Annotated in this window: 20 protein-coding genes and 1 pseudogene; all 21 read right to left on the bottom strand. The window is 61.3% G+C overall.

The genetic code is table 11. The features are described 5' to 3' along the window. Positions 1 to 15: 15 nt before the first annotated feature. The 21 genes and pseudogenes from ABEA23_RS11200 to ABEA23_RS11100 all read right to left on the bottom strand — a co-directional run bounded on the left by ABEA23_RS11200 (position 16) and on the right by ABEA23_RS11100 (position 17711). Complete coding sequence (locus tag ABEA23_RS11200; protein ID WP_345478097.1) at positions 16 to 390, bottom strand: hypothetical protein; 375 nt, start codon at positions 388 to 390, stop codon at positions 16 to 18. Continuing rightward, complete coding sequence (locus ABEA23_RS11195) at positions 387 to 1841, bottom strand: hypothetical protein (RefSeq protein ID WP_345478096.1); 1455 nt, start codon at positions 1839 to 1841, stop codon at positions 387 to 389. Before ABEA23_RS11195 ends, ABEA23_RS11200 begins: the two co-directional genes overlap by 4 nt. Before the next feature lie 22 nt (positions 1842 to 1863). After that, positions 1864 to 2322, bottom strand: a complete 459-nt coding sequence (locus ABEA23_RS11190) for a hypothetical protein (protein WP_345478095.1) — start codon at positions 2320 to 2322, stop codon at positions 1864 to 1866. After that, positions 2319 to 3002: a hypothetical protein gene (locus ABEA23_RS11185; protein ID WP_345478094.1), complete on the bottom strand. Its 684-nt coding sequence runs from the start codon at positions 3000 to 3002 to the stop codon at positions 2319 to 2321. The genes ABEA23_RS11190 and ABEA23_RS11185 overlap by 4 nt, the downstream gene beginning before the upstream one ends. Beyond that, positions 2999 to 3331 carry a hypothetical protein gene (locus ABEA23_RS11180; protein ID WP_345478093.1) on the bottom strand — a complete coding sequence of 111 codons (333 nt, stop codon included), beginning with the start codon at positions 3329 to 3331 and terminating at the stop codon, positions 2999 to 3001. Before ABEA23_RS11180 ends, ABEA23_RS11185 begins: the two co-directional genes overlap by 4 nt. Next, on the bottom strand, positions 3319 to 4188 hold the full coding sequence (locus tag ABEA23_RS11175; protein ID WP_345478092.1) for a hypothetical protein: 870 nt from the start codon (positions 4186 to 4188) through the stop codon (positions 3319 to 3321). Before ABEA23_RS11175 ends, ABEA23_RS11180 begins: the two co-directional genes overlap by 13 nt. 45 nt (positions 4189 to 4233) lie before the next feature. Then, on the bottom strand, positions 4234 to 4785 hold the full coding sequence (locus tag ABEA23_RS11170; protein ID WP_345478090.1) for a hypothetical protein: 552 nt from the start codon (positions 4783 to 4785) through the stop codon (positions 4234 to 4236). A gap of 36 nt (positions 4786 to 4821) precedes the next feature. After that, positions 4822 to 5352 carry a hypothetical protein gene (locus tag ABEA23_RS11165; protein ID WP_345478089.1) on the bottom strand — a complete coding sequence of 177 codons (531 nt, stop codon included), beginning with the start codon at positions 5350 to 5352 and terminating at the stop codon, positions 4822 to 4824. Positions 5353 to 5383: 31 nt separating this feature from the next. Further along, entirely contained in the window at positions 5384 to 5818 is a 435-nt protein-coding gene (locus ABEA23_RS11160; protein ID WP_345478088.1) for a hypothetical protein, read from the bottom strand. Between the two features lie 257 nt (positions 5819 to 6075). Beyond that, positions 6076 to 6525, bottom strand: coding sequence for a hypothetical protein (locus tag ABEA23_RS11155; protein WP_345478087.1), 450 nt, complete (start codon positions 6523 to 6525; stop codon positions 6076 to 6078). A gap of 136 nt (positions 6526 to 6661) precedes the next feature. After that, complete coding sequence (locus ABEA23_RS11150; RefSeq protein WP_345478086.1) at positions 6662 to 7198, bottom strand: hypothetical protein; 537 nt, start codon at positions 7196 to 7198, stop codon at positions 6662 to 6664. A 9-nt stretch (positions 7199 to 7207) separates the two neighbouring features. Further along, positions 7208 to 7726: a hypothetical protein gene (locus ABEA23_RS11145; RefSeq protein ID WP_345478085.1), complete on the bottom strand. Its 519-nt coding sequence runs from the start codon at positions 7724 to 7726 to the stop codon at positions 7208 to 7210. Between the two features lie 44 nt (positions 7727 to 7770). Further along, positions 7771 to 11988, bottom strand: a complete 4218-nt coding sequence (locus tag ABEA23_RS11140; RefSeq protein ID WP_345478084.1) for an RHS repeat-associated core domain-containing protein — start codon at positions 11986 to 11988, stop codon at positions 7771 to 7773. 139 nt (positions 11989 to 12127) lie between these two features. Continuing rightward, entirely contained in the window at positions 12128 to 12457 is a 330-nt protein-coding gene (locus tag ABEA23_RS11135) for a hypothetical protein (protein ID WP_345478083.1), read from the bottom strand. A gap of 79 nt (positions 12458 to 12536) precedes the next feature. Beyond that, positions 12537 to 13523: an NUDIX hydrolase gene (locus ABEA23_RS11130; protein WP_345478082.1), complete on the bottom strand. Its 987-nt coding sequence runs from the start codon at positions 13521 to 13523 to the stop codon at positions 12537 to 12539. A 73-nt stretch (positions 13524 to 13596) separates the two neighbouring features. Further along, on the bottom strand, positions 13597 to 14433 hold the full coding sequence (locus tag ABEA23_RS11125; RefSeq protein ID WP_345478081.1) for a GmrSD restriction endonuclease domain-containing protein: 837 nt from the start codon (positions 14431 to 14433) through the stop codon (positions 13597 to 13599). Positions 14434 to 14607: 174 nt separating this feature from the next. Further along, the gene (locus ABEA23_RS11120) at positions 14608 to 15240 is read right to left on the bottom strand and encodes a SipW-dependent-type signal peptide-containing protein (protein WP_345478080.1); all 633 of its coding nucleotides are present in this window, start codon (positions 15238 to 15240) and stop codon (positions 14608 to 14610) included. After that, entirely contained in the window at positions 15237 to 15857 is a 621-nt protein-coding gene (locus ABEA23_RS11115; RefSeq protein WP_345478079.1) for a hypothetical protein, read from the bottom strand. Before ABEA23_RS11115 ends, ABEA23_RS11120 begins: the two co-directional genes overlap by 4 nt. Next, positions 15857 to 16768, bottom strand: a complete 912-nt coding sequence (locus ABEA23_RS11110; RefSeq protein ID WP_345478078.1) for a hypothetical protein — start codon at positions 16766 to 16768, stop codon at positions 15857 to 15859. Before ABEA23_RS11110 ends, ABEA23_RS11115 begins: the two co-directional genes overlap by 1 nt. Before the next feature lie 344 nt (positions 16769 to 17112). Beyond that, a pseudogene (locus tag ABEA23_RS11105) lies at positions 17113 to 17319 on the bottom strand (IS3 family transposase); the annotation flags it as partial. Between the two features lie 146 nt (positions 17320 to 17465). Further along, the gene (locus ABEA23_RS11100; protein WP_345478077.1) at positions 17466 to 17711 is read right to left on the bottom strand and encodes a hypothetical protein; all 246 of its coding nucleotides are present in this window, start codon (positions 17709 to 17711) and stop codon (positions 17466 to 17468) included. Between the last annotated feature and the right edge of the window lie 387 nt (positions 17712 to 18098).

Here is an 18098-nt window from a genome sequence, read left to right as displayed (position 1 = left end):
GGCCGCAGCTCAGCCTCACAGTCCACGCAGCTCACGAAGAGCGTCTCTCGTGGCGTGCTGACGGCGCCGTAGGCTCTCCAGCTGCTCCGTGGTGGCCTCCGCGCGCTGCTGTGCGGCGAAGACGTGCTCGCTGTGTCTCCGATACGTGTCCACTAGAAGCTGGTGCTCAGCGGCGTTCATTGCGCCCAGCTCTTGCAGGTTCAGCTCGCCGCCGTGGCCGAGAGCATGCTGCTGTGCCAGCTCTCGCGCCCTGTCTTTAATGAGCCGTCGGCGTTTGGTTGAGGCCGGGGTGGGGTCCCGATCTTTCATGCCGTGCCAGACGATGATGAGGATCAGGCCCACCACGACGCAGGCGCCCAGGATGATCAAGCCTCCTGCCAGTGCCCTCATCGCCGGGTCCCTCGCCGGGAGAGTTCTTCAATGACCAGTTGTCCTAAGTCGGCCAGCTGCTCATCAGTGAGCTCATCAACCTCCGGGAGACCCCGCCCTGCCGGACGGCGTGGCTCACTTTCAGTGTCCTCGTCCTTGCCGATCACATTCGTTGTGCGTAGATCCTCAATGTGCCACTGGTCCTCGGTGTCCAGGGTGACCCGGTAGGCGACGTTGGTGCGCTGGCCAATGCTGGCGACCCAGGCGCCATCGGGACCTGGGGTGATCTCCTGGACGGTCAGTCCTGAGGCCCAGTTGACCTGATCGAACTGGGAGCGAATGTTCTGCTCCATCACCGCATTGGACTCACGCGCCGGATCCAGCACCCGCAGGCTCACCGTGGGGTGCTCGCCCGCTGCGACTTCTCCGGCATCCACCGTCAGCAGCCGCTCCACCGCGGTGGAGGTCGAGACTCGCGTCAGCGGCGTCACGTGCGCCATACCGCCGCCGACGTAGGCGAGCTGGTGGTTCCCGGGGTTCTCACTGTTGGGATCGCCCTCTTCTCCCCCGGCTGTCTCAAAGCCTGTCTGACCCAGCATTACCGAGATGAACCCGGTACGGTCCCGGTAGCCCATCGCCGCCTCGATTCGCTCGGCGTAGGACTGGCTGATGACCGGGCCAGGAAGCTCTCCGGACTTCACGTCCTCGCGGATCTCCACCTCCCCGGTGTGGCCGTCATAGATCGCAACGCCGGCAGGAACGTGATGGAGGTTGAGTATGCCTGAGTACCGCGTCAGGGGCATCACCACATAGGGCTTGTCGTCCTCGCAGTAGGTCCAGGCATCGGAGGCGGAGAACATCGCGGTCCTGGACTTCCGTGCCACCGCGCGCTCCAGCGAGTGGTGAAGGAGTCCTCCCACCCAGCGCTGAGCATCCTCGCTGAAGCGGCACTGACTGGTGGTGGCTCTTCCGTCCAGGTCGAACTCCTGCTCGATGACCGCCAAGTAGCCGGGGGTGATGAATCCTCGGCCCGTCACAGGGGGCGTGTAGGTGTTGGCCTCCGCTAGGTACTTGGTCGATCGGCGGTCCCCGTTGATGCCGCTGGTGGCGGAGTCAGCGGACCTGTCGGCCACGGTGTAGGGTGCGCGTTCACTGAAGCTCGCCTGGTCTTCCAGCTCCTGGGGCAGGTCGGCGTAGAAGGTCGAGGCGTTCCAGCCGCGCAGCAGTAGCACCCCGATGAAGAGGGCGGCACCGCCGATGACTCCCGCAGTGCTGAAACCGTGGTGGTTGGCGACTGAACCTGCCAGCAGACCGAGGCCGGCCACGACCACCAGCAGCAGGACCGGAAACCACATCACGGTGAACACGACGTATGCGCGGTGCGCCGCCAGCGGGTCCAGGACGAGGAGAAGACCTAGTGCCGCGGCTGCGACCAGGACGAAGGCGCCGAAGCAGGAGAGGTTCTTAGCCATGATGCTCTTTCTGATGTGAGGCTTAGAAGCCTGATTCGATCTGCAGCGGCGCCACAGCTCCGGAGGTGTACGCCTGCTCGATCTGGGGCTGGATCTCCTCAGCGACGGTTCGGCCCGAGGGCAGCAGAGTGTGAGGCATGAACTCGGTCTCGAAACTCACGATGCCGGACTCCACTGCCTCAAGCTTGGCTTTCACTAGGAGGGCCAGGGCGCGCCAGCGCTGACGGACCGCCTTGGCCTGCTCAGTTTCTGCAGCTGCTTTTGTCCGGCTGCGGCCAGTGGGAGTCCGGGTGAAATCGGCGAGCTGAGGCAGGTCTAGTACAAAGCGCACGCGGCGGCCACCAGCCTGAAACTCGATCATTGCCTTCTCCCGTGTGGAGGCGTAGGCGAACCCGTCGGCTCCATAGCGCTCCAGGGTCTTCTCAATCTCACCGCGGGATCGCTCAGCGGGAACTTGTGTGTCTTTGGCGTACTGGCTCATGCAGCGACCTTCCATTCCTTGTAGGTGCGGATGCCGGTGAGGATGGCTGCCAAGCACCACTCGAAGTGGTAGTCGTACTTGGTCCAGTCGGCTTCCCAGCAGTCCGTGTAGTGATCGGCTGCGGGACCGCTGTGCTCCTGGAGTGCGGTGATGCAGTCATCGCGGCTCTCCATGTTCAGGAATGCGTAGGTGTCGAGGATCGCCTCGCGGATGCTCTGCCAGGCTGCGGTGACCTCTGAGGTGTCCTCGTGGTCTCGGGACCAGTGCCAGAAGGTCTGCAGTAGCCATAGCTTGAAGGTGTCAGCATCGTGCTTGCGTACCTCGTCCCCGCCGCCAGTGGTGCCGTTCTGCAGCTTCTCTGCCCAGTAGCTGGAATTGACCCGCCTGGTGAAGAACTCGAACATGTCGTCGATGCGGCGGAAAGTGTAGGTGCCCATGTCGCCAGTGATGGTGAGGCCACCGGTCCAGGTGATCAGGTCGAACCAGTGGAACCTCGCCCCCTCGGCGGGACGGAAATGAAGGTGCCGGTTGAGGCCGACGTCGTGCAGCACATGCATGACGTGGTTGTCGGTGTCGCGGGTGAAGGCGCTGAGTAGGCCTGCATCCCCACCGTTGTCGCGGTTTTCGCAGTACTTCACATCGGACTCACGCAGTCGGTGAAGAGGCGCGCTCGTGTTCATGCCGGTGCTCCCTTCTTGTGACCGGTGATGTCCAGCGGGAGATTGTTGCGGTGGCTGATCTCCCAGTTACCGGATTCAAGGTCAGCGATCGCCTCGTCGACTGCGGGGTCTGGGCCTTCAGTGGTGAGGATCCCCAGTCCTCCGCCGATGATGTTCATGGCACCGCGGATGCCGGCGAACTCATCGATGATGGTGTAGACGGCCTGGCCGAATATTGAGGCGGTAGCCAGCGCGTAGCGTCCGTCTTTGGTCACCGCGCGGACTAGCCAGCCGGTGCGCTTGCCGTCGAATTGCAGTCGGTCGCCGGGTTCGATGCTCAGCTGTGCCATGCGTAGCAGTCCTGATCCTCATCCGGGCTGAATGCCACTGGAGCGTCCACTGTGGATGTCGCTGAGGCTGAGGCCGGTTCAATATCGGTGACGTAGTACTGCCAAACCCGCATCTTCTGGCCGTTGCTGTCGTGGGGAACCATGACGACTGCGGTGGGGTTGACCAGCACTGTCAGCAGCCGTGAGCCGAAGCCCTCCGCGAACTCGCGGCTGCCCACGTGTAGGCCGACACCGCAATGGTTAGTGGGGTCAGCGTCAACCTCGGAGCGGGGGAACTCCACCCAGGTGCCTACATCATTGGGAAGTTGCGACTGGGTGTATTGCTCGGTGATCAGTGCGCCATCCACCTGTCGGTGGACTATGCCCTTGCCTGCGCGGTAGCTGAGTCCCTCATCGTTGACACCCTTATAGGCGACGATCAGACCATCACGAGTAAGGGTGAGCTTGCGATCACTAATCCAGCGGAATAGTGCCTTCCGGGCCTGCTGGGAGGGGTTCTGGGCCAGGTGAATCATGAAGCGGGCGTATGCCTCCCATGACTCATCCCCGGCATGGAGACGATCCAGGATGATGCGCGTCAGTGGCTTGTCAATGACGTCACCGTCGAAGCACAGTTGCCCTCCAATGAGCGAGAACCGTGTGGAGACCTCGCGCAAGCGCAGGGCAATCGCGGATGTCAGATCGTGCATGGTACGCAGATCCTCTTCGATGCTCGGCATGTGCTGCGCGGAACCCAAGAGGAGTTCGACTGCTTCATCGGTGTGAGGATGATCCGGTGAGAACACCAGAGGGCCGTTGGAGAAGTACACCGTGAGAGTCGTGCCACGGTCGTTTCGGGAGATTGAATAGTCCACCATGACTCCTACTGCGGCCGCAGTCCGAAAGTCAGCAGTTGCTATTACTCATGGCAGGACGATCTTCAGGCGAATGATCTCCTCATCAGCGGGGTGCTGGGACAATGTCAGCCGCGCCGCTGGGTGAAAGTCGTCTCCCACCCAAAGGGGAAGCACCTGAGAAACGGGCGTACGTAGTTGCTTCCCGCTGGCAGGCCTGATGATGTCCATGTACTCGCGTTCCCTCGCGGGCCTGTGGGGCCTGCCCCCGATGTCCTCGACTGCGAGCGTCACATCATGCTGTACGAGTTCCCGGTCTACCTGCTCGACGTACTCTCTGTAAGCTCGGCGATCATCCGGTGTCACGCCCCGCGTGTGAACCTCCGCAACCCATAAGACCATGCCTAGAGTCAGCCCCAGCATGATGGAAATTCCCATGATCACTTTTGATCGGGTATCAGTCTCAGAATCGAGCGCTAGCAAGTAGTAGAGCCCCGGGAGGATGATGAGAGCGAAGGCGACGAGGCCCAGAGTGAGTACCCAGAAAGTCTCAGGGACGGGTGGAACAGGTAGCTCCATCGTGATGTCCGCTGCTGCAATAGTGAGAAAAGACAGGGTCATGGCGACAACTGCGGCCGCAGTGCCTGCATTTGCGCATCAGCCCTCTTCGCCGAGTGCAATCCGCAACACGATGACATCATCATCCTCATCGTGGAACGAGAAGCGGAACTCGGCATCGCGATGCAGATCCTCGCCCATCCACACGGGCACTTCCTGGACGCTCGGCACCTGAGCGCCGGAGATCGTGGAAACCAGCCCATGAGCGTCACTACGCACATACCCTGTACCGCTGGAGTTCTCTCTGGCTAGGGCGATGTCATGAGATGAAAGCTGTTCACTCACCTGGGCGGAGAACTCCTGCTGTTCCCGCACTATAGAAGGTGCGAGCGTACTCCCGAGCAGAATCAGCATCGTGCCTGCAGTGACCGCACCGAAGATGCCACCCAGAACCAGCCCGAGAACCGGTCGACCAGTGCCGCCAACTACCGCAATGGTGATCACAGCAATGAGAATAAAGATGCTGACCGGAAACACGACGCTGATCAGAAACAGGATGCTCTGGTTTGGGGAACTGGGCAGCTCGATGACGATATCGGTTGCTGCAACGGTGAGAGAAGACAGGGTCATAAGCGGCACTGCGGCCGCAGTAACCTCGTGCCTATCCCCCGGCGTACCGTGTCGGCACCGTTGACCTGCTGCTGAGGCGGACACTGGTGCCCAGCGCCTCAGCGATGGTGCTGAGACTCTTATCCTCATGGCTTCGCACGCGGGCGAGAAACATTGGCCGGTGCCCCTGCACGATCAGATGCGCCGCTGGCGCTAAGAACTGGCTCCTGCGGACGCGGATCTCCACCACGTCCTCCGGGACGAACTCCGCAACGTCTTGATTGAAGGAGCCCAGCCGGCGTGACTCCCATGCCACCGCCGGCCACACGCCACCGACCGGGGTCTCCAAGCGTATAACGCGGAAGAAGCACAGCGTGAAGACAAGAAGCCCCAGGCTGAGGAAGAACAGCACCACCCGGTGCACCTCCAGCCCCTGGCCTGCGCTCTGGCGTACCAGCAGTAGCACCCCTTGAGACATCATCGTCATGAAGCAAATGGCGACGACCAGCCAATACGTGAGCACCCTGCTTGTCGCCACGATTCCGCCAACGGCATTCACCCGAACCTTCAACCCAACCCGCATCACTCACACTCCTCCGGGGAACTCCCCGTGGCGAACATTGACCGCCTCACACCGCACGCTGCGAGGGCGCGAAGCTCAGCAGTGAGTGATCCCATGTGCACGGGTGATTAGTATGCGGCGACGCGGCTCCGGGGTTCGGTGTCAATGGCGCTCAGTGCAATTCACTGGTTGTCCATCCAGATGACGAATTCCTCGACCATTCCTGAGGTGAGAATGAACGCAGTCAGCGCAATTGTGGTTATAAGGGGCACGATGACATCGTGGTCTCGCGGTATCGCCATTCGGGCCGCCCTGCCAGGGGCGTATTCCCCAATCCGTCCTTCGCGTTGCAGTCGACGCCAGCGATGTCGATCGATCTCGATCGCAAAAGTGCGAGGCAATAGCAATATAATCCACAACACGAAGAATATGTGTGATCCGATTGTTGCCTTGATTATCAGAACATAGTCGTGGGTTGTATAACCAATAATGATCATTGCGACGACACCTACTGCCATAGGAAAGCCAAGTCCCAGCGTGAAGGCCATCGTCGTGTCATATCGCTCTTCAGGTGTGCTGCGGTTGACATCAACGGAGCGCTCTGCCTCAGCGATGCGCTGATCCTTGGACATGCCCGCGAACGGAAGCATGAACATCAGGCGTAGAGCGAGCTTCGTATGAAGGTAGCTTTCCCGTCTTGACTTCAGCACGAGTTGCGCCCGCCCAGCCTCGTGATGGCCTGCTGGGTGGGCTTCCCGTCGCCCGCCCTCAAATCCATGGCCACAAGCCGGAGGAAAGCGAGACCACGAGATAGCAGACCGGAAGAGCTAGCAGTAAGTCCCAGTTACTCGGATGACTCAGGCGGCTTGGACGGTAATGGCTTTGCTGGGCTGGTTTCATCCGCGCAAAGCGTTGCTTCTGTGTCCATGCCGCAGTTGGCTTTATCAATAGCACAGATACTAAGCCGATCGATAAGCCGCCGACAGACAGAATGGCACCCGCGAAGATTTGAAGTGGGTACGGAGGCGGCACCCCTGCGGATCCGACCATCCACAGAACGACGTTCATGAAGAGCACGAGAACTAGTGTTGCGGCCATCAAGAAAAATGGACCCACTATATGAACGAAGATAACCTCCCTGCGCCTCTCCAAGGTGTCCTCAGTAACAACACCATCAACGGTAGGCTCTACAATGGCTCGACGATCAGCAGATAGCGCTTCCTGAATGGTGTTCCCACGTGTCACTGGTGCAAAGGCGTGTAACACCACAACTGACATCAAGTTTGTAATGTTGTGGTTCAACATAGTCTATCCCTAGCTCGTAACGCCCAGTAGTGTGAGCCCGAAAATAGCTACTGCTGGCAACATCGACCACGCAAAATCCCAGTTGCTGGGCTCGGAGAATCGTGAAATCCGGTACTGTTCCTTGCTCGCGTCATTCATAGTCTGCAGACGTTTTACATCACGCTCAGACAACCACAGCTTCAAGGCGAATGTGAAGATCATTCCCACGGAAAACGAAAGGGCTCCCAGGAGTCCCAGTAGGACAATAGTGGCGCTGGCACTCTCACGACCGACTTGGCTCAACAGCACGAGGAGTCCCACGGACGGAATGCACAGCAGCATCACGTAACCGAACAGCTCGCAGGACATTTCGTAGATGACGAACCGACGACGACGTAGGTAGGCAGCCTGGTCTTCCGTTGCGGCACGTGCCGCCGTCATCCTTTCCTCCCAGCGGAACGCCTGAGCATTCGGAGCCTTACTGCCCTTGAAGCCGGACAGGACGAAGGCCGGAACTGCTACGAATTGGTATACGAACCGATCAGCCATGGGACGACTCCTTGATGGCCGGCCAGGAACTCTGTGCATCATCGTTAACACCCCAAGTGCGTGCTTAGCAGAGACAGGCCGCCGACCTCGTAGGAGAACGCTTTCTTTCTGAAACGGTCTTCAGCATTGCGAATATCACGCCGCGTGTACGGTGCACCGCTATTGATGACCTGCTGTCGCGCTGTCGGCACTCTCATTGTGGCTCTAATTGCACCCGCTCCCAAGCCGAAACCGACGAGGTCGAGAGCTGCATCTACATAGTTGCCCTCAGAGACACTGCGCGCTGCTGAAAGGCCACCAAATCCGACTGCACCAGCACCCAGAACCATGCCCACGGGAGCCCCTACCCCAGTTGATGCCAGGGCGAACGCAGCCAAAGAAAGACCCGCGGAGATGTTGCCCGAATTTTCCCAGACCCAGTCACCGACTTCACCCAGGCTGAACAGTCCCAGTGGGTCGAGCATCTGCAGGGGGTTGCCGCTGGCGTAGCCGTAGGGGTCCAGGGTGGCTGCTACGAGTGGGTCGACGCTGATGAATTGTCCGGCTGTGGGGTCGTAGTAGCGGTAGCGGAGGTAGATGAGTCCGGAGTCGTCGTGCTGCTCGGAGGTGTAGCCAATGCTGGTGGCGTCGGTGCCGGAGACCAGCTCGCGTTCGCCGAAGGTGCCGTAGTCGTATTCTGCGATGACCTGGCCGCCGGCGACGACGGAGTAAACGGTGCCCATGGTGTCGGTGATGGCCTGCTGGGTAGACTTCCCGTCGCCAAGCTCAGCCTGGTCCAGCAGTTCGCCGGATGGTCCCCACAGGTATTTGGTTGCACCATCGGAGAGCAGCTTGAGGCCTTGATCATAGACCTGGGCGTTGTCGCCGACGGCGGTGCGGATCCCGATGGCCCCGTAGCTGTAGCTGGTGTCGTTGAAGCTGGTGAGCTGGCCGACTGCGTTCCAGCCGTAAGTGTCTGTGCCGGCGGCAGTGCGGTTGCCCTGTGAATCGTAGGCGTACTCGGTGGTGGCTCCGTTATGGGTGAGCCCTGCGAGCCTGCCGAAGGCATCGTGGATCAGGGTCTTGCCGTCGAAGGCTGCGAGGGTGCGGCCCTCCCAGTGGACGGGCTCGTTGCCTGCCTCGGCGAGCCAGCCGCGATCGTCCCAGGCGTAGTCGCGGACCTTGTCGTGCTTGGTCTGGGAGCTGAGTAGTCCGCCGTCGGTGTAGGTGTTCTGGAAGCTGCCGAGCACCTGTGAGCCGTGCGTCCATGTCTTGGAGGTGATCTGCGGGCCGTCGAAGTCCTGACGGTAACCTACGCCACTGCTGGAGGCCATGGTGGTGTTCTGGCCGGCCTCGTTGTAGCCGTAGGTGTAGGTGTCGCCGTTCCAGTCGGTGATGCGACTCAGTCGCCCATTCTCATCAAAGGTGCGGGTGACGCTGGTGCCGTCGGGGTAGGTGATCCGAGTGATGTTGCCCAGGCTGTCGTACTCGTAGCCGATGCTTCGATCCTGGCCAGTCTGGGAGATCAGCTCTCCGAATCCGTTGTACCGGAAGGTCACTGTTGAGCCGTCCGGCAGGGTCTCGGTGGTGACCTGGCCTGCAGTGTTCCGGGTGACCTGATTGGTGGCGTGACCGTCGCCCGCGGCGAAGGTGGTGGAGGTGCGGCCATCTGTTGTAGAGACCACTGCGCCGTCGGGGTAGTCGTCGTTGATGACTCTGGTCTGAACGGTGGAGCCCTGGACGACCTGTTCCGTGGTGGACTCCACGCCGTCTGGACCGATAGTGGTCACCCGCCAGGGCTGGTGTCGGTAGTTCGTGGTCAGGCCCCGCGGGTCCGTCCAGGAGGTTCGATTTCCCGTGGCGGAGTCGTAGGTGAAGCGCTCCACGGACCCATCGGGCTCAGTAACCCTCACCTGATTGCCAGCGCCGTCGTACTCCGCGGTCTTGGTCTTCCCGCGAGGGTCAGTGATGGACACCGGCTGGCCCAGCGGGTCGTATTCGTATCGCGTCGTACCCGTGTGATCGGTGACCTCGGTGACGTTTCCAGCCTGATCGTAGGTGTACTGGGTGCTCGCGCCGTCCGGGTGGGATTCGCTGGTGACCCGGCCCAGGGTGTCATAGCTCAGGGTGGTCTGCTCACCGCTGCCCGTGCTGATGCTGAGCAGGTCCCCGGCGGCGGTGTAAGTCATGGTCTCAGTCCCGCCGCGAGGGTTGGTTGCAGTGAGGACATCGCCATGCTGATTGTGAGTGAACCGGCTGATGCGTGCAGCTGCTCGATCCGTCGGTGTGACAGTGATCTGACGGATGTTCCCGCGCGAATCATAGGCGGTGCGTGTGCGTACCCATGCGGGATCCTGGTGCAGGGTGATCTTCCGCTGCCGGTTGTATTCGAACGTCTCGACCGCGCCGGTGTGCGCCTCCTCGGTGCGGATCAGATTGCCGGCCTCGTCGTAGGTGTTCAGTCGGCGCTGAGGCTGTCCGTTGAAGGACTCCTCAATGATGGGTGCGCCCAGCCGGTTGTAGATCCGCTTGAAGTTCTCTTCCGGGTTGGCGCTATTGGTGAACTCGGAGATTCGACCGTCGATGTAGGTGTAGGTTTTCACCACCGAACCGCTGGTCTCAGTGTTGACGACCCGGCACCCGTTATTGGTAGCGCGCCCGTAGTTGAGCTCGATCACTTGACCAGAAGGCAGGGTCTGCTTGGTGATGCGGTTCTGAGCGTCGTAGACGTTGGTGGCGGTACTGCCATCCTCGAAGGTCATCTCAGTGACCCGGCCAGCGCCGTCGTACTGGTAGTGAGACTTCCGCCCGTCAGGTGTGGTCCGGGTTTGAAGCTGATTGCCCCGGGTGTAGTCGTAGGTGACCGTACGACCGGTGTGATCGGTGACTGAGCGCAGGAGGTTGTTTTGCCACGCGAAGTCCACGTGTCGAGGCCCTTCGGTGACACGGGAGACTCGACCGTTGCGGTAGGTGAGAGTGACCTCATTGCTGTTCTCATCCCGGATGGCAGTCAGCCTGCCTGAGGTGTTGAAGATGTAGGTGTGCCGCTCGTTCCAGCGGCGGAACTCCCAGCCCCGACTGGTCTCCACCAGGTCTGCCTGGATGGTCGGTGACATGGGTTCGTAGTCCCAGGCGTCGAAGGGCGTGATGTTGCCGTTGGGTTCGACCACGGCCATCTGGTCCCACCGATAGTCCATGTCGATGTGCATGTCATAGTTCAGGGACCAGCCCTTACCCAAAGCCCCTGTGGCGTCCAGGGTGCCTACGGAGTAGTGCCTGGTGACATCAATGCCGATGCGTCCGGGAACACTGAGGTCCGTCTGGTTCTCAAAGAATGTGCCGGTGAAGGTGTCGATGGGGTCGCCAGTGCAGATGCGATTACAGCGTGCGCTTTTTGTGGGACCGGCTTTTGTGAGAGATGGCAGATCGCGACTTCCGCCGAAATCATCGGCCCAAAAGTAGGTGCTGAGAGAGTTCTGCACGATCCACCCGTAGCTGTCCTCGTACCAGTCGTCCTCTGGCAGCGCTGTGAGCATCAGGACCTCATCATTGGGGATGCTCACATTGAGAGTGCACTTGTGCGGCTGCCCAGTGATTGGGGTGCAGCGTCCGCGCCGCCAGGTGATGTCCTCGTACTCGGTGCCGAGATCCCTGACAGTGAAGAAGCTCATTCCGCCAAGCTCCTCGGAGCGGTGGAAGTCTTTCCAGCCCGGGGAGGCAGTGACAACTGGGACGGGCTGGTTTCCGCCGGCATCGGTGTAGCTGACGTCGATGATCTCCGGCTTCTCCCACTCGACCCTGATGTGCTCGGTGGAGATCTCGGTCAGTTCACTGGGGTGGGGTGGGTAATCGTCGAAGCAGTAATCCGGATCGGCTTCCTTCTCGAAGAGGGTCAGGGTGATGTCCCCGCCCGGATAGGTCATCTCGAAGTCCGGGAAGTGCGCGCGGGTGGGCTGCCTGGAATCGAACTCTGCCCAGTGCTGGAGACCCTTGTGGTCGGTGAGCAGTGCCCAGGGGACTCGCTGACTGACGCAGGCACCTGGGTTCAGGACAGGCAGTTCCGGGCGGAACTCCAGTGGCTTCCTGCCGCCCTCGCGTATGACTGTCCGGGGTTCAGATGAGCCGTCGTCAGCAGTGGTGATCCCCGACTCTGACTCTGCAGGCGGCTGCTGGTGGGTGCTCGCCTGGGCGCCGGGGGTGAGCCCACCCAGCAGTAGGGCGCTGGTGATGACCACTCCGGTCACCTTTGCGGCAATGGAGCGGTTCATCCGCTGGGTGGGCATCGGGGACCTTTCCTGTTAGCGGAAGCTCATCACGATGAAGCCGATGACGAAGATGCCGGAGATCACCAGCAGCACTTTGCCGCCGACTCCGTCCATCCATGCTTGGACCTGCTCTTTTTCTTCAGTCATGGTGTTCTCCTTAGAGCCCTACGATGGCCGCGAGGAATCGGATGACTCCGTCGATGAGTCCTAGGACGAGGGGAATGGTGAAGGTGGGGACGATGAGCAGCAGCGCCAGGATGCTGCCGCCGACCAGGGGCAGGATGAGCTTCATGCCTCCGACGCCGTTGCGGTACGACCAGGCGATGGTGCACAGCTGGATGGTCAGGAGGATGACGCCTATGACGGTGATGGTTCGGGTCAGCTCGGGCTGGGTGGTGAGGACCGGGTGCAGCGACTCGTAATATGCGTTCCGGAATCCACCGGAGCTCAGCTCCTCTGAGATCGACTGCTGCTGACTGAGGTACATCGGGTCTCCGTTCAACGTGCGGGTGATTCGAAGACCCCTCCCATGTGCGTCTGGGACCGCTTTTAACGAACGCGACCGCCTAGCGCATGAAATAGTGCGTCAGGGCTGCGAGAGTGTGCCCGTCGCGAATCTCTCCGGCAGCCAGGAGCCGTCCGATCGCCGTGGCATCGAGCCAGTGAACTTCCTGCGCTTCTTCGTCTGTTCGGGTCTGAGCTTCCGCTGAGGCGACCCCATAGACCACGGTGGACCGGGCAGGGTAGATCGCGGTGTCGGCGTAGTGTTCAGAGATCACCATCGTGCGGCTGAGACTGTGCCCGGTCTCCTCCGTGAACTCCCGTGCTGCTGCTTGCTCGGGGCTCTCGCCGGGCTCCATCAGTCCGCGGGGCAGCTCCCAGAGGGTCTCCCCGACCGCAGAGCGATAGTGACGCACGAAAGCAAGGCGATCCTGGTGGCGACCGAAGATCACCACTCCCCCGCCAGCCTCCCCGAACTGGAGTCGGTGAGCGGTGTAGGCCCCCATGTCCCGTCCGAAGAGACGCACGGGTACACCGTGGGTGCTCCCATACACTAGGCGTTCCTGGTCGACGGGCGTCGCCTGTTCCTGCGGTGCGGGGATGAGATAGACGGTCCCTGGCTCCTCGGCGGACTCCGGGGATCCCAGGAACTGATGAGCGCGCTCAATGACGTCCTCACCGATGCCCAGACGGTATGCATACTCGCGCAGCACCGCGGCGAAAGCATCAGCTAACGCTTTGGCTGCCTCAGGGTTCGCGGTGGTGATGGCCTCACGCACGGCGCGCACGATGGCTGTTTTGGCCTCCAGGGTTCGCAGGCTGGCTTGGGGGCTGTGCTGGGCGATATGCCGGGCAGTCTGCCGACTGGGCACCTCGGCGATGAGGCCCCCGTCGCCTTTAACGCTGACCTTGTTGCCAGCGGCGAGCCATTCCTGATTGTTGTAGGTCGAGACGACCTCAGTAGCGCGACGATGGTCTGGGGTCAGCCCCTCGTCTTCAAGTTTCTGGCATAGGACGAGGATTCGATCAGGGGTTCTCGTGGAGGAGGTCATCTGTCGCCTTTCGCGCGCGGAGAAATGCCGACATCCCATCCCATGTGCGGATGTCGGCTTCGCTAGAAGACGATCAGGCGCGCTTTTCCGTCTTCAGTCGTGCCCTCACTACAGCGCCCAGGACAATACCCACCAGGAGCAGGGGTGCGTGCCACCACTGCAGCTCAGGTGCTTCAGGGTTCTCGGGGTCCTCGGAGATGTCCTCGGCGGTGATCTGAATATCTACGGGTACAGCCTCCGAGCCGGTCATGGACACTGCTGGCACAGCGGTCTGGCCCTCACATTCAGGGGTGCTGAGCACTCGCTGCAGCTCATCGCGCTCGGCGGGGTTTACGCTGAGTTCCCACTTGTCTTTGACAAAGATGATGGTGCCGGCGAAGTCGCAGTATGCGCCCTGGTTCGAGGGCAGGTACTCGGTGATGTCCCGGTCGGACTTCGAGCGGTTCTCGCTCGCGGAGACTGCCAGGAGGTTCTCCTGGTCCTGGTAGAAGGCCTGCTGAGTTTCGGTGTCCCAGGCACATGCGCCGTTGCGGTGGGCCTGGCCGATGGCGACCACATGCTCGATGTCCACCTGGGACTCACCCAGTACGTGCTCCATCTGCTCTCCCGAGTAGGGGTCGATGGTCTGTCCGTACTCCACAGCTCCGTCGCTCTCGCGGAAGGACACGTCCTCCAGGTCGCGGATCAGGATGTCATCCCGGGTGTCATGCCCGGAGTCATTAGCATCCACCCAGCCGCGTGGTGCGTAGAGGTCCTTGCGCACCTCGGCGGAATACTCGGTGCAATAGTGATCCTCAGCCACCGTCAGGCGGTCCAGCACATCGAGTGCGGTTTCTGCCTGAGCCTCAGCGGGGGCGGCCAACATCATCAGACCCAGTGTCAGCAGTGCGGTGGGTGCGAGCTTCTTCATGAACAACACTGCGGCCGCACAGCACAGAACCCCCGGGAGGGGCACCGGGGGTTCTGTGAATCAATCACCGTCACACCAGACGCGGATGGACCACGCGTGGAGGCATTTCCGGGCACCACCCCGACCATGCAGGCTCAGAATATCACGAGGAGTCTCACAATGTGAGACTGCCGTTTAGTTCTCCAGTTCCACGAGGAAGGTCCATGTGGCGTCCGACTGCGCATCCATCTCCAGATCCTCATCAGCAGAGAAGCTCAGGCGCAGATCAAGCGGTTCGCCCGGGCTTAGGAGCACCTCTCCGGCCATCTCAGGATCGCCCATGTCTACATAGGTGATGTCAGTGAAGGCTCGGGATTCCAGAGTTGGGCCGCCCACGCCACTGCGACCAGACACCACCGGTAAAACACCCGTGGACGCGGGATGGCCTGCCCCCAGGGTCCACGTGATACCCAGGGCGTTCTGCGACTCCAGTTCGACCTTGCTGAGCACACCAGGGTGCGTAGTGTCCTCGGAGAGTCGAATCTGGAGGTCCACTGTCTCCTGGTCACCTGGTGCCCACACACCCTCAGTCAGGGAATCAAAGGGCAGCTGCACCTGACCATCAGATGCCGGAGTCCACTCACCGGTGTTACCCACCCGGACCTCCAGATCGAACTGCCCGGTCTGGAAGTCCCCGCCGGTTGATGCCTCATCAGACCAGGAAGCGACGGTGGGCGTGACACTGACTCCCAGGACCGCCAGCGCCGCCACAACTGCAGCAATACGACGGCGCCGCATCGGCTTCTTCTGAGTTTCTCCAGTATTCATCGGCTCGCAAGCTCCTCAATCACGTCAGCAGCAAGCTGGTGCAGCTCGCCCTTACTCATGGACCCCAGATCAATATCGACAGAGGGTTCAGGGGTCGCACCCTCGGCGGCAGGCTCCTCGGAGGGGGCAGCCTCAATGGGGGCCGGGGATTCTGGAGACTCCTCATCCCCACCTAGGACGCCCACGCCCACCACCAGCACAATGAGGACCACCACTGCTGCCACGGCCCCTAGTACGAACTTGCGGGGAACACTTGGCAGTGTCAGACCCTTCTTCGCTGGCTGGCGCTTGATGGATTCAATGTCGATGGATTGCAGATCATCATCGGGGTAGGTGCCCGCGGGTTCGGCGATCCGCCCGGTGCGGGATGAGTCCAGGTCTTCACGACGCTGCGGCTGACTCGGCTGCCGGCGGTTCCGTGGCGCGGAGAACTCATCCGGATCAGCAAAAGGGTCATCGTCGTCCCGGAGACTGCGTCTGGGGCGCTCCTGATACTCATCCCGCGGTCGAGGACGCTGGCCATAATCGTCCTCACGCGCTCGCGACCGGCGCGGCGGCGGATCGTCGTCCAGGCCGTCGGCGAAACCACCGACATCAGATACTGAGCGCCGGGCCATCACTGATCATCTCCGAAAAGCTCACTGAGCAGCTGCTCGAAACCGACCAACGCCTGGAAGGTGTGCTGGTGAATGAAGTCCAGCATCTCCTCCAGGGGCTTAACCACCTCGCGCTGGACGATCCCCACAGTCGAGACTGCCGGATCATCGAGGCGCTTCCACAGATCCTCCAAGTACTCGGCAGTGTCGCGCTGCTGATACTCGATGCCCGAGAGCAAGAAGATGGACAGGCCCAGGACAGTGGAGACACCCTGGGTGAACTGCTCAGCATCGTCGCTAAGTTCCTCACGGATGGCCGACAGATGAGCCAGGAGGGACTGGGAGGACGATGCCCACACACTCGCTCGTGCAGAGCTCAGTGTCTCCTGAGCCAGCTGCAGCGACCAGTTGTCGTCATGTCCCTCGGGCCGGTGCAGCCACGCGGTGAGGTCAATAGAATCCAGCTGGGCGTCTGCGTTGCCCTCGGCCCACGCGCGGATCCGGGCGGCACCCTCGGGAGTCTCGACATCGACCCCCACGGTGAAGGGCATATCCAGGAATCCCTCGGTGGGATCGTAGAGGCCGGCACGAACCAGCTCCCAGCCGATGCGCAGCGCCTGGAGGTCACTGAGGTTATCTGCGCCAGGTCGGAGGGACTCAGGCAGCCACATCAGAGGAGAAGCCCAGAACCGCGGCTCCACCTCAGCGACCTGTGTACGGTGAGTGAAAGTCGGCACCGGAACGAGCAACATGGGTGAGACCGAGTGGAAGTCCTCCCCCAGGCCAGCCTCATCAACGGCCTCCGCTGCGGAAGCGTAGTCGAGGGCATCATCGGTCATCAGCAGTCCGGCGCCGGGGCGTGTGCCGATGTGGCGGCGGCGGATGTGGGCCTGATCATCAGTGGTGCTAAGTGCCTCGGGGGCGGTGGTCATGGGCTTCAACTCTCCGTTCAACTGCTGGGTGAGACATCGAGTGCTCCCATGTGCATGAACGATGAGGGGAAACTCAGGCAATCGCGGCTGCCAGAAAACGTCGGGAAACGCCTGGTCCTGATGAAGAGACGTGATGCGTGCACTGATCAACGGTTGGCAGATGCCAACTGGGTTTTGATTTCGGTGAAGAACTGGCCGGCACGGACCCGTTCAACGACATTGATAACCGGCTGTCTCGTGATTCAAGCCGACGAGTCAAGGCTCGGTACGAGTGAAAGTGGGCCTCAGCGCCCGAGCGCTGCCTGGACGATGGGGCTGATGCAGGAACAGGTGACAGTACATTCTTAGGCCGCCAGAGTGACGGCCTGCTCCAATAGGTGAGCTTCAAACTGCACCGGAGTCATTCTCCCCAACTCTTTCCGTTTCCTCCTTCGGCGGTAGGTCCGCTCGATCCAGGTGGCGATCTTCATTCGCAGCTCATGGCGGGTGCCCCAGATCTCGCGATCCAGGACGTTGTTCTGCAGCAGTGAGAAGAATGACTCCATCGCCGCCCACTCCGGCACGGGACGAGGGAAGGCGCTGCGCACACTCGTCTTGCCCGAGCGTGATCGCACATACGCAGACCGCATCGCGATCTACGCGACGTCCGCCAACGAACGCCTCGGACGGAAGACGCACCGAGAACCAAGACCTTCTACTAACGGCTACTCGTCGGCGGCCCCGTAGCCCGCACGTACTCCGACCACATGCACTCGTCCGCGAGCTGCATCGAGTTGTCGGGGAAGTAGCCGATGAGCTGCCGCTGATCCGGGTCGGGATCGTAGGTCACCGACCGGATCAGTCGGCGTCCGCGGGCCTCGACGAGCCGGATGATCGCGCTGTGCCGGCTGCGGTCGAACACGTACCAGGTGCTCGGCTCGACGCCGGCCTGCACCCGAGACATGGGGGCAATGCTGCACCACAACGGCGACCGTACGTCGAGTCGCCGACACCGGGCCGGAAACGATGAGCTATTGTCGCGACGAGTCCGCCTCACGTCGCTCATCACGCGAGAGTGACCCGGAATTGTCTACTAGAGAGCTGATCGCCCTTGTCAAACTCGCAACGCCGACGACCACGCAAGCACCGATCACAAGTGGGCTGCGACCGCCATGCTGCAAAAGTGCTCCGAAGTCGAAGGGAAGCGGGAGGGCCCAGTCATCCATCGCGGACCCCAAAAGCAGTCCCACTGCGACTAGAACGATCATCACAGTGGCAATCGCAGCGAGCAGTGTCGTCCGTCGCGTGGTCGCGATTCCCAGAATGACACTCGCTCCTACACTCAAGATCA

Source organism: Nesterenkonia rhizosphaerae (assembly GCF_039544555.1).
GTDB classification, from domain to species: Bacteria; Actinomycetota; Actinomycetes; order Actinomycetales; family Micrococcaceae; genus Nesterenkonia; species Nesterenkonia rhizosphaerae.
This window is presented reverse-complemented; position numbering and strand designations above follow the sequence as displayed.

Excerpts from the sequence above, each read along its gene's own strand:
- ABEA23_RS11200 (WP_345478097.1), bottom strand. The coding sequence starts at position 390 with ATGAGGGCACTGGCAGGAGGCTTGATCATCCTGGGCGCCTGCGTCGTG.
- ABEA23_RS11195 (WP_345478096.1), bottom strand. The coding sequence starts at position 1,841 with ATGGCTAAGAACCTCTCCTGCTTCGGCGCCTTCGTCCTGGTCGCAGCC.
- ABEA23_RS11190 (WP_345478095.1), bottom strand. The coding sequence starts at position 2,322 with ATGAGCCAGTACGCCAAAGACACACAAGTTCCCGCTGAGCGATCCCGC.
- ABEA23_RS11185 (WP_345478094.1), bottom strand. The coding sequence starts at position 3,002 with ATGAACACGAGCGCGCCTCTTCACCGACTGCGTGAGTCCGATGTGAAG.
- ABEA23_RS11180 (WP_345478093.1), bottom strand. The coding sequence starts at position 3,331 with ATGGCACAGCTGAGCATCGAACCCGGCGACCGACTGCAATTCGACGGC.
- ABEA23_RS11175 (WP_345478092.1), bottom strand. The coding sequence starts at position 4,188 with ATGGTGGACTATTCAATCTCCCGAAACGACCGTGGCACGACTCTCACG.
- ABEA23_RS11170 (WP_345478090.1), bottom strand. The coding sequence starts at position 4,785 with ATGACCCTGTCTTTTCTCACTATTGCAGCAGCGGACATCACGATGGAG.
- ABEA23_RS11165 (WP_345478089.1), bottom strand. The coding sequence starts at position 5,352 with ATGACCCTGTCTTCTCTCACCGTTGCAGCAACCGATATCGTCATCGAG.
- ABEA23_RS11160 (WP_345478088.1), bottom strand. The coding sequence starts at position 5,818 with ATGACGATGATGTCTCAAGGGGTGCTACTGCTGGTACGCCAGAGCGCA.
- ABEA23_RS11155 (WP_345478087.1), bottom strand. The coding sequence starts at position 6,525 with ATGTCCAAGGATCAGCGCATCGCTGAGGCAGAGCGCTCCGTTGATGTC.
- ABEA23_RS11150 (WP_345478086.1), bottom strand. The coding sequence starts at position 7,198 with ATGTTGAACCACAACATTACAAACTTGATGTCAGTTGTGGTGTTACAC.
- ABEA23_RS11145 (WP_345478085.1), bottom strand. The coding sequence starts at position 7,726 with ATGGCTGATCGGTTCGTATACCAATTCGTAGCAGTTCCGGCCTTCGTC.
- ABEA23_RS11140 (WP_345478084.1), bottom strand. The coding sequence starts at position 11,988 with ATGCCCACCCAGCGGATGAACCGCTCCATTGCCGCAAAGGTGACCGGA.
- ABEA23_RS11135 (WP_345478083.1), bottom strand. The coding sequence starts at position 12,457 with ATGTACCTCAGTCAGCAGCAGTCGATCTCAGAGGAGCTGAGCTCCGGT.
- ABEA23_RS11130 (WP_345478082.1), bottom strand. The coding sequence starts at position 13,523 with ATGACCTCCTCCACGAGAACCCCTGATCGAATCCTCGTCCTATGCCAG.
- ABEA23_RS11125 (WP_345478081.1), bottom strand. The coding sequence starts at position 14,433 with ATGAAGAAGCTCGCACCCACCGCACTGCTGACACTGGGTCTGATGATG.
- ABEA23_RS11120 (WP_345478080.1), bottom strand. The coding sequence starts at position 15,240 with ATGAATACTGGAGAAACTCAGAAGAAGCCGATGCGGCGCCGTCGTATT.
- ABEA23_RS11115 (WP_345478079.1), bottom strand. The coding sequence starts at position 15,857 with ATGGCCCGGCGCTCAGTATCTGATGTCGGTGGTTTCGCCGACGGCCTG.
- ABEA23_RS11110 (WP_345478078.1), bottom strand. The coding sequence starts at position 16,768 with ATGACCACCGCCCCCGAGGCACTTAGCACCACTGATGATCAGGCCCAC.
- ABEA23_RS11100 (WP_345478077.1), bottom strand. The coding sequence starts at position 17,711 with ATGTCTCGGGTGCAGGCCGGCGTCGAGCCGAGCACCTGGTACGTGTTC.